Source organism: Micromonospora sp. 4G55 (genome assembly GCF_016803375.1).
Genome location: NZ_JAEVHN010000086.1, coordinates 1 through 15,441 on the forward strand (window position 1 = coordinate 1; position 15,441 = coordinate 15,441).

Here is a 15,441-nt window from a genome sequence, read left to right on the forward strand (position 1 = left end):
GCGCCCGGGGGTACGCCCGGCGACGGTCGGCCTGCCGCTGCTCGGCCTGGTGATCGCGGTGACCGTCTGGTGGCTGGTCACCTCGGGGTTGAAGCTGGTCCATCCGGCGTCCCTGCCGCCGCCGCAGGACGTCTGGGCGGCGCTGACCGCGGCGGCCGACGTGCTGCTGCCGGCGCTGGGGATCACCACGCTGATGACGCTGCTGGGCTTCGTGCTCTCCGCCGCCGCCGGGGTGCTGATCGGGATGGCGCTGGCCGCCTCCCGGCGGGCCGAGCGGATGTTCGCGCCGCTGCTGGTGGCGATCAACGCGGTGCCGAAGATCGCCCTGGGGCCGCTGCTGGTGGTCTCGGTCGGCTGGGGCGAGAAACCGATCCTGACGATGGTCTTCCTGCTCTGCTTCTTCCCGATCGTGCTGTCCACCGCGACCGGGCTCACCACCACCCCGGCGGACCTGGCCGAGCTGGCCCGGTCGCTGAACGCCTCGTGGTGGCAGGCGTTCCGGAAGGTGCGCTTCCCGGCCGCGCTGCCGCAGATCTTCGTCGGGCTGAAGGTGGCGATGCCGCTGGCCGCCATCGGCGCCGTGATCGGCGAGTTCTACTCCGACAAGCCGGGCCTCGGCTACCAGATCCTGCAGTACAACGGCATCGGGGACACCGCCACCGCCTGGGCGGCGATCGTGCTCATCGCGGCGATGAGCATCCTGCTCTACGCCGCCCTCTCCCTGGTCGAGCGCCTCGCCCTGCCCTGGGTACGCGCCACCACCAGCGCCCGCTGACCCACGTCGACCGTTGACCTCGACGTCAACCGTTGGAGTTGCGAGATCGCCCGAGGTGTGGCCCACCGTCCCCGGCGCAGGGATCAAGCCGGACCGCCCGGAGCCGGGGACGGGCCACACCTCGCCTCAGCCGGCCAGCCGCCAGCGCCCACCCCGGGCGACCAGCGTCGTCAGCGCCTGGGGCATCAGCCCCGAGTGGTTGTCCGGCGTCATCCGGATCGGCCCGGACAGCCCGTCCATCTGGGACGTCTCCAGCACGTCCCGGATGCCGTCCCGGTTGACCTGGTCGGCCGGGCCGCCGGCCCGCAGCGCGGCGTCGGCGATCAGCTGGACGGCGTCGGCGGCGAAGGAGGAGAAGCCGTTGTAGCCCCCGAACCGGGCCGTGTAGTCCTGGAACCACTGCCGCCGGGCCGCCTTGGCCGGGGTGGTGGCGATGACGTCGTCGATCACCATGGTCTGGGTGAAGATCAGGGTGGCCCGCTCGGTGGACCGGGCGGCGTTGCCGAGGAAGAGGTCGCCGGCGGCGGCCGCGTCGAGGAAGAGCGACCCGGAGAAGCCCGCCTCCTGCGCGCTGGTCGCGGCGAGGGAGGCCTGCTCCGGCGGGGTCCAGAGCAGCAGCGCCTGCGCCTCGCCGGAGGTGAGCAGGCGGACCGGCTGGCTGACGTCGGTGTCGGTGGCGCGCACCGCCTCGTTGCGGACCAGCCGGATCCTGGCCTTGTCGAACTCGCCGCGCAGCGCGGTCAGGCCCTCCCGGCCGTAGTCGTCGTCGCTGTGCAGCACGGCGACCTTACGGATGCCCTTTCGGCGCAGTTCCGTGGTGAGCGCCGCGGCGCTGTCGGCGGCGTTGGGGGCCAGTTTGAAGACGTACCGCCGGTCGGCGACCGGGTTGGAGATCGCGCTGGACGGCGCGAGCGCGATGGTCGGGATCTTCTTCTCGTTGATGGCGAGTACGGCGCCGACGGCGCATTCGTTGCAACCGCCCATGATGATCGCGCTGACCTTGGAATCGCCGCTGAAGTCGGTGATGTTCCGCAGTGACTCACTGGCGTCGGAACGGTTGTCCTTCACCTCGAGCCGGATCTTCCGGCTGCCCAGGGCGCCGGACGTGTTCAACTGCTCGATCTTCAGTTCCAGTGCGCGCTGGTACGCCTTGCCGACCGGGGCCGCCGCGCCGGAGAGTTCGAGGTCCGCGGCGATGACGATGGGGCCGGTGTCCTCCTGCCCCGCCCCGAACGAACAGCCGGTGAGCGTGGTGGCCAGTACGGCCGATGCGAGCGCCACGATGGTCGCGGAGCGGATGGGGCTCAACTCAGTCCTCCAGGTGCGGCGCGGGCGCTGCCCGGTCACCGCCGCTAGCCCGTCCTCAGTGGAGATACGGGATTGTCTGCCGTACGGTGTGCGCGAAGCCTGCAAAACCTTGCCAATGCCGGGCCCCGCGGTCAAGCGCGGAAGCCCGGAGTGGTTTCGGGACGGCTTTCCCACATGTTGGGGTCATCAGATATTTACCGACGCTCACTCCGGAGAGGCGATCGGCCACTCTGGAGTGACAATGCCTGTTCAGAGCGTGGGCGACAATGAGGCCAAAAGGTGACGGGGCCGTCGGTTGACCGTTTCCTGCCTCACTGCGGCTTCCCAAACGCGATCTTCTCTGATGAAATCGCGGCCGTGCCGCGCGTGGCGCTCTCCGCTGCACCAGGCACGGGTCGGCGGGTCAGGCGTGGAAGATACGACGGAGGCGATGTCGTGAGCACCGGACCGACGACCCTGCCCGAAATCGGCGACGCCGCCCAGCGCGACCGGGGGCGGCGGCTGCCCCGACTGAGGGACGCGCGGATCCGCTCCAAACTCGCCCTCATTCTGGTGGTGCCGGTCGCCGCGGTCATTGCTCTGGCAACTATCCGACTCATCTCCACCGGTGAGGGCGCGTACGACGCCACCCGGATCCGGTCGCTGACCGCGCTCTCCGTCGACGTCTCCGCACTCACCCAGGACCTGCACAAGGAACGGATGGCGGCGGCCGGCTACCTGGCCGCGCCGCAGCAGAAGGCCGACGACTACAACCTGCGGGTCCGCGCCACCGACCAGCGGATCGCGGAGTACCGCGCCGAGCGCGGCAGGATCGGCGAGGTCCCGTCGGCCGTCCGCGACCGGCTCAAGGTCATCGACGATCACCTGGAGACGCTCAACGGCACCCGCCAGGAGGTGCTCGACCGTCGGCAGATGCCGGTGGCCGAGGCCACCCTGCGCTACGGCATCGTCCTGACCGACCTCGTCTCGTACGGCGACGCCCTGGCCCAGCTCCCCGGGCAGGAGAGCCTCGCCGACGCCCGCCGCGCGGTGGCCGCGTTCAGCCGCGCCAAGGCGGCCGTCGCCGAGGAGGAGGCGGTCGCCTACACCGCCCTCAGCGCCGGCCGGATCGACGAGGAGCAGTTCTCCGCCTTCGTCACCACGCTGACCGGCCAGCAGGAGGCGCTGGTCTCCTTCTCCCTGGCCGCCGACCCGGACCAGCGGGCCCTGGTCGAGGGCACCGTCTCCGGCGACGCGGTCGGCCTCGCCGACCGGGTGGCCGCCGACATCACCCGCTCGGTGGGGCAGCAGCCACTGGTCAGCGCGGCCGACGCGAGCGCCTCGATCGGCTCGGTCAACGACCTGATGCGGTGGGCCGAGATCCAGCTCCAGGACCGCCTGCTCGACCGGGCCGAGCAGGCCCGCAGCGACGTCATCCGGCAGGCCGTGATCGAGTCGGCGCTGGTGCTGCTCACCCTGATCATCGCCGTGTCGCTCGCCGTGGTGCTGGCCCGCTCGCTCAACCACTCGCTGCGGCGACTGCGCGAGGGCGCGCTGTCGGTGGCCAACCACGACCTGCCGGACGCGGTGCGGCGGCTGCAGAACATGGGCAGCGTCGGCGAGGGCGGCGTGGACGAGATCGTGCGCCAGGTCCGCGACCCGATCCGGTTGCGCAACCGCGACGAGGTCGGCCAGGTGGCGCTGGCCTTCAACGTCGTGCACCGCGAGGCGGTCCGCGTCGCCGCCGAACAGGCCGCCCTGCGTACCAGCGTCTCGGCGATGTTCCTCAACCTGGCTCGGCGCAGTCAGACGCTGGTCGACCGGATGATCGGCGAGCTGGACGCGATCGAGCGCAGCGAGGAGGACCCGAAGCGCCTCGCCCAGCTCTTCGAGCTCGACCACCTGGCCACCCGGATGCGCCGCAACGACGAGAACCTGCTCGTCCTGGCCGGCGCCGACTCCGCGGTGCCCCGCCGCGAGGACGCGCTGCTGGTCGACGTCCTGCGGGCCGCCCAGTCCGAGGTCGAGCTCTACAACCGCATCGAGTTCGGCACCGTCGACACCGACATCTCGGTCTCCGCCCACGCCGTCAACGACGTGGTCCGCCTGGTCGCCGAACTGCTCGACAACGCCACCCGCTTCTCGCCGCCGACCACCACGGTGGTCGCCGACGGCCGCCGGATCCGCGACTACGTGCTGATCCAGATCGAGGACCGGGGACTGGGCCTCACCGACGAGCAGCTCGACTCGCTCAACCGCCGGCTGGCCGCGCCGCCGAAGGGTGAGTCGGCGGGAGCCGCCGTCGCGCGAGCGCGTCGGGCAGCGCCGGCTGACGCAGTGGCTGTCCACCCTCGACCGGTACGACGACATCCACGACGACATGGCCGGCGACGAGACCTCGCGACTCAGCCCGTACCTGCGGTTCGGCTGCCTGTCGCCGCTGGCCGTGGCGAACCGGGCCGGCGGCGCCGAGGGGCCGTTCGTCCGGCAGCTCTGCTGGCGGGACTTCTACTACCAGGTCACCGCCGCCTTCCCGGACATCTCCACCAGCGCCTACCGGCACGGCGCCACCGAGGACTGGCGGTACGACGCGGACGCGCTCGCCGCCTGGACCGAGGGGCGCACCGGGATGCCGATCGTCGACGCCGGGATGCGGCAGATGCGCGCCGAGGGCTGGATGCACAACCGGGCCCGGCTGATCACCGCCGGCTACCTGACGAAGGTGCTCGGGCTGGACTGGCGGCCCGGCGTGGCCGTCTTCTTCCGCTGGCTGCTGGACGGGGACGTGGCCAACAACTCCGGCAACTGGCAGTGGGTGGCCGGCACCGGCAACGACAGCCGGCCGTACCGGAGCCTCAACCCGGTCCGCCAGGCCGAACGGTACGACCCCGACGGCGGGTACGTCCGGCGGTGGATCCCCGAACTGGCGTCGGTGGCGGGGAAGGCGGTGCACCAGCCGTGGCGGCTCCCCGACGACGTACGCCGGAAGCTGGACTATCCGCCGCCGCTGGAGGTGCCCGGCGCCGACCCGGTCTGGCTGCGGTGACGGGCGCGGAGGGTATGCCCACCGTGAGCCTGCCGCCTGCTCCGAGCACCCTGTTCGGACGCTTTGCTCTGCTGCCACTCCCGCGCCAGCAACCCTCTGTGACGGTCGGGGGGGGTCACGCCGCCGAGGCGCCCCGGCTGACTGCCCTGCTCAATCCAGGTGTCGCCGTGGTGGCAGCAGAGCAGAGCGGTTGAGGGGGTGGGGCGGGGCGATCCTGGCCGTCACCGTGCGTGGGATCCGGCCCGCGTGACTCAGGGTCACGGTGCCGTCGAGGTCAGAGGCAGGAGTGGAGCACCTCGACCAGCTCGTCCACCCGGTCGTGGTCGGCCAGGTGCGCCGTGGCGTAGGCGAAGACGTAGCCCCGCTCCGGGTCGGCCCAGGCGCTGCTGCCACCGATCCCGCCCATGCCCCAGCTCCCGTCCGGCTCGCGCTGCATCCCCAGCGTCCAGCAGGCCCGGCGATCGAGCACCAGGTCCGGGCCGTCGTACTGGATCCGGGTGGCCTCGGCGACCAGCTCGGGGCTGAACAGGCGTACCCCGTCGAGGGTGCCGTCGGCGGCCAGGCCCGCGTAGAGCCGGGCCAGCGCGGACGCCGTGGCGTGCAGGTTGACCGCCGGGACCTGCGCGCCGCGCCAGAGCGGGCTGTTGACCATCGCCAGGTCGAGGCCGCCGGGTGGGTTGCTCAGCGCCCGGGCCCGCAGCGACCCCGGCTCACCCAGCATCCGCACCGGCCAGGCCGGATCGCCGTACGACAGGTCCGCGCACCGCCGCTGGTCCGCCGCCCCGAGGCCGAAGCCCAGGTCGAGACGCCACGGGTCGGCGATCTCTCCGGCCAGGAACCGCCCCACCGACCGCCCGTCGACCCGACGGACCAGCTCGCCCACCAGGTGCCCGTACGTCCAGGCGTGCTCGCCCGCGACGCTGCCCGGCTCCCACTCCGGGTCGGCGGCGGCCAGGTCGGCGCAGAGCAGCTCCCAGTCGGCGACCGCCTCGGCGGGCCGGGCCACCGGGAAGGTCGGCAGGCCGGCGGTGTGGCTCAGCACCTGGCGGACCGTGGCGGGAGTGCGGAATCCGGGCCAGTGGGCCGCCACCGGGTCGTCGAGGTCGAGCCGACCCCGGTCGACGAGCAGCAGCAGGCAGAGCGCCGCGACCGGCTTGCCGACCGAGTAGACGTTCACCAGCGTGTCCGGCCGCCACGCCCCGCGGCTGTCGGCACCCAGGTCGACCACCGGGTGGCCGTCGTACCAGATGGTCAGGCCCGCGCTGGTCTCCCGGCCGGTGGCCAGCAGCTCGTGGAAGCAGTCGCGGACGGGGGCGAAGCGATCGGGCATGCGGCCACCGTAGGCGGTAGGAATGATTACGGGCGCGGGAATTCTGGTGCGGTCGCTGGCCGGCGTCCGGTGGCTGGGGAATGCTGACGGCATGGCGGAGCCGGAAGTGGTGGACGTGGTCGTGGTCGGGTTGGGCGTCGGCGGCGAGGAGGTGGCCGGGCGGCTCGCCGAGGCCGGCCTGAGCGTCGTCGGCATCGAACGGGACCTGGTCGGCGGGGAGTGCCCGTACTGGGGGTGCATTCCCAGCAAGATGATGATCAGGGCGGCCAACGCGCTCGCCGAGGCGCGGCGGGTCAACGAGCTGGCCGGTTCGGCCCAGGTGCAGCCGGACTGGGCGCCGGTGGCCAAGCGGATCCGCGAGGAGGCCACCGACACCTGGGACGACACGGTGGCGGTCGACCGGTTCACCGGCAAGGGTGGGCGGTTCGTGCGCGGCAGCGGCCGGCTCGACGGCCCCGGCCGGGTACGCGTCGGCGACCAGGTCATCCAGGCCCGGCACGGGATCGTTCTCGGCACCGGCACCCGGCCCTCCGTGCCGCCGATCGACGGGCTGGCCGACACGCCGTACTGGACCAACCACCAGGCGATCGAGGTCGAGGAGCTGCCCGAATCGCTGCTGGTGCTCGGCGGCGGCGCGATCGGGCTGGAGCTGGCGCAGGTGTTCGCCCGGTTCGGCGTACGGGTGACGGTGGTCGAGGCGGCGGACCGGGTCCTCGCGGTCGAGGAGCCCGAGTCCTCCGAGGTGGCCGAGAAGGCGCTGCGCGCCGACGGGGTGGAGATCCACACCGGCGTCAAGGCCGAACGGGTCAGCCACGACGGTGCCACCTTCACCGTGCACGGCGGCGGCGACGCGTTCCGCGCGGAGCGGCTGCTGGTGGTTACCGGACGCCGGGCGCACCTGGAGGAGCTGGGCCTGGACACGATCGGCGTGGACGCTGGGCAGCGGTACCTGCCGGTCGACGGGCAGATGCGGGTGACCGACGGCGTCTGGGCGGTCGGCGACGTCACCGGTGAGGGCGCCTTCACCCACATCGCGATGTACCAGGCGGCGATCGTCATCGCCGACGTGCTCGACCACAGCCGGCGCGCCCACGGTGGCCCCGACCCGAGCGGAACGGCCAGCGTGGTGGGCGGTGCGATGGGCGCGGCCAGCGCGGTCGGCGGCGCGATGACCGCGACCGGGCCGGGCAGCTCGGCCGGTACCCTGCCCCGCGCCGACTACCGGGCGCTGCCCCGGGTCACCTTCACCGACCCGGAGGTCGGCGCGGTCGGCCTCACCGAGCACCAGGCCCGCCAGCGCGGCATCAACGTGCAGGTCGGCTTCGCCCAGCTGTCGTCGTCCGCCCGGGGGTGGATCCACAAGGCCGGCAACGACGGCTTCATCAAGCTCGTCGCGGACGCGACCAGGGCGTGCTGGTCGGCGCCACCTCTGTCGGCCCGGCCGGCGGCGAGGTGCTGTCGGCGCTGGTGGTGGCGGTGCACGCGGCGGTGCCGTTGAGCCACCTCCGGCACATGATCTACGCGTACCCGACCTTCCACCGGGCGATCGAGGACGCCCTGCGCGACCTCAGCTGACGGCGCCGTGGCGGCCGGCGCCGGCGGCGAACCGGGCCGCGCCGGCCGCCGCGTCCGTCTCCAGCGACCGCATGCCGTACGCCAGCTCGGTGGCGAGCGCCTCCGGCTCGGTCAGGCCGGCGGTTCCGAGCACCGACGCGCGGTCGTTGCGCAGGCAGGTCTGCGGGTGGCGGGCGATCTCGGCGGCCAGCCGTTCGGCCTCCGCCCGCGCCTCACCCGGCGGGACCAGCCGGTTGACCAGCCCCATCGCGTACGCCTCCTCGGCGGGCACCGGGCGGCCGGTGAGGATCAGGTCCATCGCCCGGCTCTCCCCGATCAACCTCGGCAGCCGGACCGTCCCGCCGTCGATCAGTGGTACGCCCCAGCGCCGGCAGAACACCCCGAGCACCGCGTCGGACTCGGCGACCCGCAGGTCGCACCAGAGCGCCAGCTCCAGGCCGCCCGCCACGGCGTACCCGGAGATCGCGCGACGACCGGCTTGGACAGCGACATCCGGGTCGGACCCATCGGGCCGTCGCCGTCCGGCTCGACCCGGTTGCCGCTGGGCGTACCGATCGCCTTCAGGTCGGCGCCGGAGCAGAACGTGCCGCCGGCACCCCAGAGCACCGCCACCCGGGCCTCCGGGTCGGCCTCGAAGGCGCGGAACGCGTCGGCGACGCCCGCGCGGTGGGGCCGTCGACGGCGTTGCGCGACGCCGCCCGGTCGAGGATCACCGTGGTCACCGGTCCGTCGTGCGTGACGTGTACGGCCATCGGCACAGCATGCCGCCCGGCGGCGCCGGCACGCCAGGGCGTGCCGGCCAGGTTCTCCACCCGCGGTGGTGTGTCTCCCCGGCGGTCGGATCGACCCGGGAGTCCGTCACTCTGGGGTGCGGCAACCCGGGTGCGCATGCCCGTTCCGCCCGGCCGAGCCGCTAGCATCGCCGACGGCAACGATCATGCGAGGTGCCCCGCGTGCGCGGGGAGAATCGGGAAGCCGGTGCAAATCCGGCACGGGCCCGCCGCGGTGACCGGGGAGCCGCCGTCCACGCGCGAGAGCGCAGCCACTGGCCGTACGGCTGGGAAGGCGGGCGGCCAGGCGTCGATCCGGGAGTCCGAAGACCGGCCTCGCGTCGACCGCCCACCCGTTCGGGGTGGGCCTTGCGCAGCGGGAGCCTGCCGTGGACCTCTACACCGCCATCCACCGTCGCCGGGACGTCCGGGCCGAGTTCACCGGGGCACCGGTGCCGGACGACACCCTGCACCGCGTCCTCGACGCCGCGCACGCCGCGCCCAGCGTCGGCTACTCGCAGCCGTGGGACTTCGTCCTGGTCCGGGACGCCGGACTGCGCCGCCGCTTCCACGAGCACGTGCGGACGGAACGGGACACCTTCGCGGCCACCCTGTCCGACGAGGCGGCAGCACGGTTCGCCCGCATCAAGATCGACGGTGTGTTGGAGTCGACCCTGTCGATCGTGGTGACCTACGACCCGTCGCGGGGCGGACCGGCCGTGCTGGGCCGGCACGCCATCGCCGACGCCGGCCTCTACTCGGTCTGCCTGGCCATCCAGAACCTCTGGCTGGCCGCCACCGCCGAGGGCCTCGGCGTCGGCTGGGTCTCCTTCTACCGGGAGCCGTTCCTGGCCGACCTGCTGGGCATTCCCGCCGGCATCCGGCCGGTGGCCTGGCTCTGCGTCGGACCGGTGACGCACCTCGAGGAGGTGCCCGACCTGGCCCGGCACGGCTGGCGGCAGAAGCGCCCGTTGGCCGACGCCCTGCACACCGACCGGTGGACGGGCGGCCACTGAGCCGGGGCCAGCCGCGAGGCTGTCCCGTCGGCTCTCCGCAGCCTGGGCCGGCGGGCTACGGGGCGTGGGTGACCGTGGGCAGGCTGAGCCAGGAGGCCAGGGCCGCCAACTCGGCGTCCACCGCCGCGGTGACGGCCGGGTCGAACGGGACGTCCTGGTGGATGGCGTGCACCCGCAGGGCCCCGGCCCGGTGGTCGGCCGTGGCGTCCACCTTGCCGACGAGTCGGTCGTGGCGCAGCACGGGCAGCGCGAAGTAGCCCCAGCGGCGCTTCGCCTTCGGCAGGTACATCTCCAGGGCGTACTCGAAGTCGAAGAGCTCCCGGGTTCGCTTCCGGTCGTGGATCAGCCGGTCGAACGGCGACAGCAGCGCGGTGCGGCCGGCGAACGGCTGGCCGAGGGCTGCCGGGTCCACCCGCCACTCCCCGGCAGTGCCCTCGACCTGCGCCGGTTCGCCGGCCTCCCCGACGACCGACGCCCGGGCGATGCCCAGCGAACGCAACCGCCGCTCAGCACGCGTCCGCCGGGCCTCGTCCGCCGGGATCGCCGTCGTGCCGGCCGGGTACACCCGCTCGGCCAGGTCCCACCGGCGTTGCCGGCCGACCCGGTCGAAGACGGCGATCTCGCCCCGGGCGGCGAGGATCTCCAGCAACTGGGTGACGTTGCGGTTGTTCGTCCAACCGGTGGACGGCCACGGCACCACGCTGCGGTCCGGCACGTCCCGGGACAGCAGCGGGCCGGAGTCGCGCAGCAGGTCGAGCACGAACCGGTGGAACGTGGCGTTCGCCGCCAGCCAGGCGTGCTTGCGCGAGCCCTCCGGCGGCCACGCCGCCATCTCGGCGAGGTGCAGCCCGAGGTCCGCCGTCGGCCACACCATGGCCTGGTGCTCGAACAGGGTGCGGTCCCGCTCCACCGCCTGTCGCAGGTCCTCCGGCCGGTACCCGGCACCCAGCCGCGTCCACGCGACGAGGTCGGCGCTGGGCGCCACGGCGGCCGTCGGATCCAGTTGCAGGAACATCAACCTGTTGACCACGGTCAGCAGGTCCGGCGGGCGGTGCGCGTCCAGCAGTTGGGCGCGCACCGCGATCCGCCGGGCGTCGACCCGATCGAGCTGATGGACAGGCATGGGCCGAGGCTATGCGCCCTCAGAAGTCGTCGTCCAGGCTGACCTCACCGCCGACCGCCACCTGGTACGCGGACACCCGCCGCTCGAAGAAGTTGGTCAGCTCCTGCACGTCCTGCAACTCCATGAACGGGAACGGGTTCGTCGACCCGTACGCGGGTGGCAGACCGAGCCGGGCGAGCCGCGCGTCGGCCACGTACTCCAGGTAGCGGCGCATGTCGGCGGTGTTCATGCCCGGCAGACCGTCGCCGCAGAGGTCCCGGGCGAAGGCCAGCTCGGCCGTCACCGCCTCGTCCAGCATGGTCCGCACCTCATCCGCCATCGCCTCGTCGAACAGCGACGGCTCCTCGGCGCGGACGGTGTCGACCACCGAGAAGGCGAACTCCATGTGCATCGACTCGTCGCGGAACACCCAGTTGGTGCCGGTGGCCAGCCCCGAGAGCAGCCCACGCGAGCGCAACCAGTAGACGTAGGCGAAGGCGCCGTAGAAGAACAGTCCCTCCACGCACGCCGCGAAGCAGATCAGGTTGAGCAGGAACGCCCGCCGCTCCGCCCGGCTCTCCAGCCGGTGCAGGCCGCCGATCGAGTCGATCCAGCGGAAGCAGAACTCCGCCTTGTCGCGGATCGACGGGATGTGCTCGACCGCCGCGAACGCCTTCGCCCGCTCGTCGTGGTCGGGCAGGTAGGTGTCGAGCAGGGTCAGGTAGAACTGGACGTGCACCGCCTCCTCGTAGAGCTGGCGGGAGAGGTAGAGGCGAGCCTCGGGCGCGTTGACGTGCTGGTACAGGTTGAGCACCAGGTTGTTCGCCACGATCGAGTCGCCGGTGGCGAAGAACGCCACCAGGCGGTGGACCAGGTGCCGCTCGCCGGCGGAGAGCGTGGCCAGATCGGGTACGTCGGAGGCGAGGTCCACCTCCTCCACCGTCCAGGTGTTGCGGATGGCGGCCCGGAACCGCTCGTAGAAGTCCGGGTAGCGCATCGGTCGCAGGGTCAGGTCCATGCCGGGGTCGAGCAGCATCGTCACTGGCAGGCCTCGCAGATCTCGGGGTTCTCCAGCGAGCAGGCGACCGCGTCGCTCTCGCCGACGGACAGGGTGAGCAGGGCCGGCGCCGCCGGTCGCGGCGCGGGCACGGGTGTGGCGGCCGGTGCGGCGGCGACGGTGGTCTGCGCGATCCGGGTCGCCGGGCGGGACCGCAGGTAGTAGGTGGTCTTCAGGCCGGCCCGCCAGGCGTACGCGTACATGGAGGAGAGCCGGCCGATGGTCGGGCTGGCCTGGAACAGGTTGAGCGACTGCGACTGGTCCACGTACGGCGCGCGGGCGGCGGCCAGGTCGATCAGCGCCTTCTGCGGCAGCTCCCAGGCGGTGCGGTGCAGCGCCTTCAGCTCCGCCGGCAGGTCCAGCTCCTGCACCGAGCCGTCCGCCCGCTTGATCGCGTCCCGGGTCTGCGGGGTCCACTGGCCCAACCGCTTCAGGTCGGCGACCAGATGCCGGTTGACCTGGAGGAACTCCCCGGAAAGGGTCTCCCGCTTGAAGACGTTGGAGACCAGCGGCTCGACGCACTCGGCGCAGCCGGCGATCGAGGCGATGGTGGCCGTCGGCGCGATCGCCACCAGCAGCGAGTTGCGCAGCCCGTGCCGGGCCACCTTCTCCCGCAGCGCCGCCCACGCCTCCGGTCGGCTCGGTCGCGTCCGGCCAGTGGTCCGGGTGCAGCACCCCGCCGGCCGCCCGGGTCAGCGGGTACGCCGGGTGCGCGCCGCGCTCCGCCGCCAGGTCGGCGGAGGCGTCGTACGCGGCCAGGGCGATCTCCTCGGCGATCCGGGTGGACAGGGTCAGCGCCCCCGGCGAGTCGAACGGCAGCCGCAGCGCGGCGAAGACGTCGGCCAGCCCCATCACGCCCAGCCCCAGCGGCCGCCACCGCCGGTGCGCGGTGGCCGCCTGCTCGGTGGGGAACCAGTTCCGGTCGATCGCCCGGTCCAGCGCCCCCACCGCCAGCCGGACCGTCGCGGCGAGCCCGGCGAAGTCCATGCCACCGTCGACCAGGTGGGCGGCCAGGTTGACCGAGCCGAGCGTGCAGACCGCCGTCTCGTCGTCGCTGGTCACCTCCAGGATCTCGGTGCAGAGGTTGGAGTGGTGCACCACGCCGCCGCCCGCGCCCACCTGGTTGCAGGTGCGGTTCGCCGCGTCCTTGAACGTCATCCAGCCGTTGCCGGTCTGCGCCAGGGTGCGCATCATCCGGCCGTACAGGGTGCGGGCCGGCAGCGTCCGTACCGCCTTGCCGGCGGCCTCCGCCGCCCGGTACGCGGCGTCGAACTCCGCGCCCCACAGGTCGACCAGCTCCGGCACCTCCTTCGGGTCGAACAGCGACCAGTCGGCGTCCGCCTCGACGCGGCGCATGAACTCGTCCGGCACCCAGTTGGCCAGGTTCAGGTTGTGCGTACGCCGGGCCTCGTCGCCGGTGTTGTCCTTCAGCTCCAGGAACTCCTCGATGTCGGCGTGCCAGGTGTCCAGGTAGACGCAGGCCGCGCCCTTGCGCCGGCCGCCCTGGTTGACCGCCGCCACGCTGGCGTCGAGGGTGCGCAGCCAGGGCACGATGCCGTTGGAGCGGCCGTTGGTGCCCCGGATCAGCGACCCCCGCGAGCGCACCCGGGACCACGAGATGCCGATCCCACCGGCGAACTTGGACAGCTTGGCCACCTGCGTGTAGCGCTCGTAGATCGAGTCCAGCTCGTCGCGGGGCGAGTCGACCAGGAAGCAGGAGGAGAGCTGCTGGTGCCGGGCGCCGGCGTTGAACAGCGTCGGCGAGCTGGGCAGGTAGGCCAGCCGGGACATCAGCCGGTACAGCTCGCCGGCCTGCTCCACCGTGTCGGACAGGCCGGTGGCCACCCGCAGCCAGAAGTGCTGCGGCCGTTCCAGCACCGCCCGGGTGCGCGGGTGGCGCAGCAGGTAGCGGTCGTGCAGGGTGCGCAGTCCGAAGTACTCGAAGGCGTCGTCGCCGGCGTGGTCGACCAGCGCGTCGAGGGCGGCGGCGTGCGTCGCGACGAAGCCGGCGAAGCCCGGGTCCAGCAACCCTTCGGCGTACGCGGCGGCGACGCTGTCGCTGAAGCTGTCGATGCCCTGGTCGGTGGTCTCGTCGGCGATCCGCCCGGCGAGCAGGCGGGCGGCCAGCCGGGCGTACCCGGGCTCCTCGGCGGTGAGCCCGGCCGCCGCCGCGATGGCCAGTCCGGTCAGCTCGTCGGTGTCCGCGCCGGCGGTGCGCCCCGAGGAGACCAGGGCGAGGATCCGCTCCGGGTCGGTGTCGGGCAGGTCGTGGTGGTGCTGGTGCAGCTGGTCCCGCAGTGCCCCGACCGGGGGTGGGGCGATGGTGGATGACGCCGTCACGTGCTCTCCTGGGTGGTCGGTGTGGACCGCGGGAGGGCACGACGGCACGCCGGATCGCCGCCGGTCGGTGTGCCGGCGGTGCTCCGTACGGCTCGACGGCCCTCCCACGAGGCCCCGAGGTGGTCCGCGCGCCCGGTGGGCACGCCCTGCTGGCAGGTCTTCGGACTCGCGGGCAGACGCGTCCGGCGCGTTCGCCTACTGGCCGTCGCTTCCCGGGCCCCGTCGGGCCCAGTGCTCGTGACGGCGGTCGTTCCCGCTCACCGCTGCGGGGCAGTCCCGGATTCGCACCGGGTTCCCTGTTCGGCGCGACGCCTGGCGGACGTCGACGCCTGGCGGACCCTGGGGGGTCGCACCAGCAGTGAAAGTGATCCTAGATGTAGTGGGTCGCAAAAAGCCAACACACCATATGCTGTGGGCGTGTCGCGCCGCCGAGAAAATCTGCGCCGCGTACAACCTGGACGGTGGCCGACCCCGTCAGCGGGGTGAACGTTCACGGACGGGGTGGGTGGATGCGGGCGGACCTGGAACAGGAGTACGTCGAGTACGTCACGTCGCGGCTGCCGGCGCTGCGCCGGATCGCCTGCCACCTGACCGGTGACGCGCACCGTGGCGACGATCTGGTCCAGACCGCCGTCACCCGGCTCTACGTCGGCTGGCGGCGGGCCCGCGAGGCGGACAACGTCGACGCGTACGTGCGTACCGTGCTGGTCCGGGTCTTCCTCGACGAGAAGCGCCGGCTCTGGTCCCGGGTCCGCCTGGTCGACACGCCACCCGAGCCGGCGGCCGCCCCGACCGGCGACGCGCTGGAGGACCGGGAACTGCTGCACGCCGCGCTCGCCCAGGTGCCACCCCGGCAGCGGGCCGTGCTGGTGCTGCGCTTCCTGCACGACCGGCCCGTGGACGAGGTGGCCGCCATCCTCGGCTGCACCGCCGGCACGGTCAAGAGTCAGACCTCGCACGGCCTGGCCAGCCTGCGCCGGCTGCTCGGCACGGACGCCTACGCGATCACCGGAGAGGGGATGTGATGGAGGAGAAGCTGCTGGCGCCGCTGCGGGACGTACCGCTCCCGCCGTCCGCCGTGGACCTGCACCGGGCCGTACGCGACGGGCGCCGGCAGGTGCGGCGGCGGCGGATCGCCGCGGC

General features: G+C 73.0%; 7 protein-coding genes, 5 pseudogenes and 2 riboswitches. Of the genes and pseudogenes, 6 read left to right on the forward strand and 6 right to left on the reverse strand.

Annotated elements, in window-relative coordinates:
* Positions 1 to 775: ABC transporter permease (locus JNW89_RS10425; RefSeq protein ID WP_238448735.1), on the forward strand; the 775-nt coding region annotated here is incomplete at its 5' end.
* Positions 776 to 901: 126 nt separating this feature from the next.
* On the opposite strand, the gene JNW89_RS10430 is transcribed toward JNW89_RS10425, so the two are convergent.
* On the reverse strand, positions 902 to 2,083 hold the full coding sequence (locus JNW89_RS10430; protein WP_238448736.1) for an ABC transporter substrate-binding protein: 1,182 nt from the start codon (positions 2,081 to 2,083) through the stop codon (positions 902 to 904).
* 435 nt (positions 2,084 to 2,518) lie between these two features.
* Here JNW89_RS10430 and JNW89_RS10435 point away from each other — a divergent pair.
* Positions 2,519 to 4,336, forward strand: a pseudogene (locus JNW89_RS10435) (nitrate- and nitrite sensing domain-containing protein); the annotation flags it as partial.
* Positions 4,322 to 5,108, forward strand: a pseudogene (locus JNW89_RS10440) (FAD-binding domain-containing protein); the annotation flags it as partial. The pseudogenes JNW89_RS10435 and JNW89_RS10440, both read left to right, overlap by 15 nt.
* 274 nt (positions 5,109 to 5,382) lie before the next feature.
* Here JNW89_RS10440 and JNW89_RS10445 read toward each other — a convergent pair.
* The gene (locus JNW89_RS10445) at positions 5,383 to 6,438 is read right to left on the reverse strand and encodes a serine hydrolase (protein ID WP_238448737.1); all 1,056 of its coding nucleotides are present in this window, start codon (positions 6,436 to 6,438) and stop codon (positions 5,383 to 5,385) included.
* Positions 6,439 to 6,529: 91 nt separating this feature from the next.
* Here JNW89_RS10445 and JNW89_RS10450 point away from each other — a divergent pair.
* A pseudogene (locus JNW89_RS10450) lies at positions 6,530 to 8,013 on the forward strand (dihydrolipoyl dehydrogenase family protein).
* Here JNW89_RS10450 and JNW89_RS10455 read toward each other — a convergent pair.
* Positions 8,006 to 8,765 (reverse strand): annotated as a pseudogene (locus JNW89_RS10455) (crotonase/enoyl-CoA hydratase family protein). The pseudogenes JNW89_RS10450 and JNW89_RS10455 overlap by 8 nt on opposite strands.
* 173 nt (positions 8,766 to 8,938) lie before the next feature.
* Positions 8,939 to 9,137: riboswitch (cobalamin riboswitch) on the forward strand.
* Between the two features lie 35 nt (positions 9,138 to 9,172).
* On the opposite strand from JNW89_RS10455, the gene bluB reads away from it, so the two are divergent.
* Positions 9,173 to 9,799 (forward strand): 5,6-dimethylbenzimidazole synthase, encoded by a 627-nt coding sequence (gene bluB, locus JNW89_RS10460; RefSeq protein WP_238448738.1) that lies wholly within the window; start codon positions 9,173 to 9,175, stop codon positions 9,797 to 9,799.
* 55 nt (positions 9,800 to 9,854) lie between these two features.
* On the opposite strand, the gene JNW89_RS10465 is transcribed toward bluB, so the two are convergent.
* The 3 genes and pseudogenes from JNW89_RS10465 to JNW89_RS10475 form a co-directional block, all read right to left on the reverse strand.
* Positions 9,855 to 10,922, reverse strand: coding sequence for a DNA glycosylase AlkZ-like family protein (locus JNW89_RS10465; protein WP_238448739.1), 1,068 nt, complete (start codon positions 10,920 to 10,922; stop codon positions 9,855 to 9,857).
* Between the two features lie 19 nt (positions 10,923 to 10,941).
* Positions 10,942 to 11,937, reverse strand: a complete 996-nt coding sequence (locus tag JNW89_RS10470; protein WP_238448741.1) for a ribonucleotide-diphosphate reductase subunit beta — start codon at positions 11,935 to 11,937, stop codon at positions 10,942 to 10,944.
* A gap of 2 nt (positions 11,938 to 11,939) precedes the next feature.
* A pseudogene (locus JNW89_RS10475) lies at positions 11,940 to 14,280 on the reverse strand (ribonucleoside-diphosphate reductase subunit alpha).
* A 172-nt stretch (positions 14,281 to 14,452) separates the two neighbouring features.
* A riboswitch (cobalamin riboswitch) is annotated at positions 14,453 to 14,599 on the reverse strand.
* A gap of 208 nt (positions 14,600 to 14,807) precedes the next feature.
* Between JNW89_RS10475 and JNW89_RS10480 the strand changes: the two are divergent.
* On the forward strand, positions 14,808 to 15,323 hold the full coding sequence (locus JNW89_RS10480) for a SigE family RNA polymerase sigma factor (RefSeq protein ID WP_238448740.1): 516 nt from the start codon (positions 14,808 to 14,810) through the stop codon (positions 15,321 to 15,323).
* Positions 15,324 to 15,441: the final 118 nt, after the last annotated feature.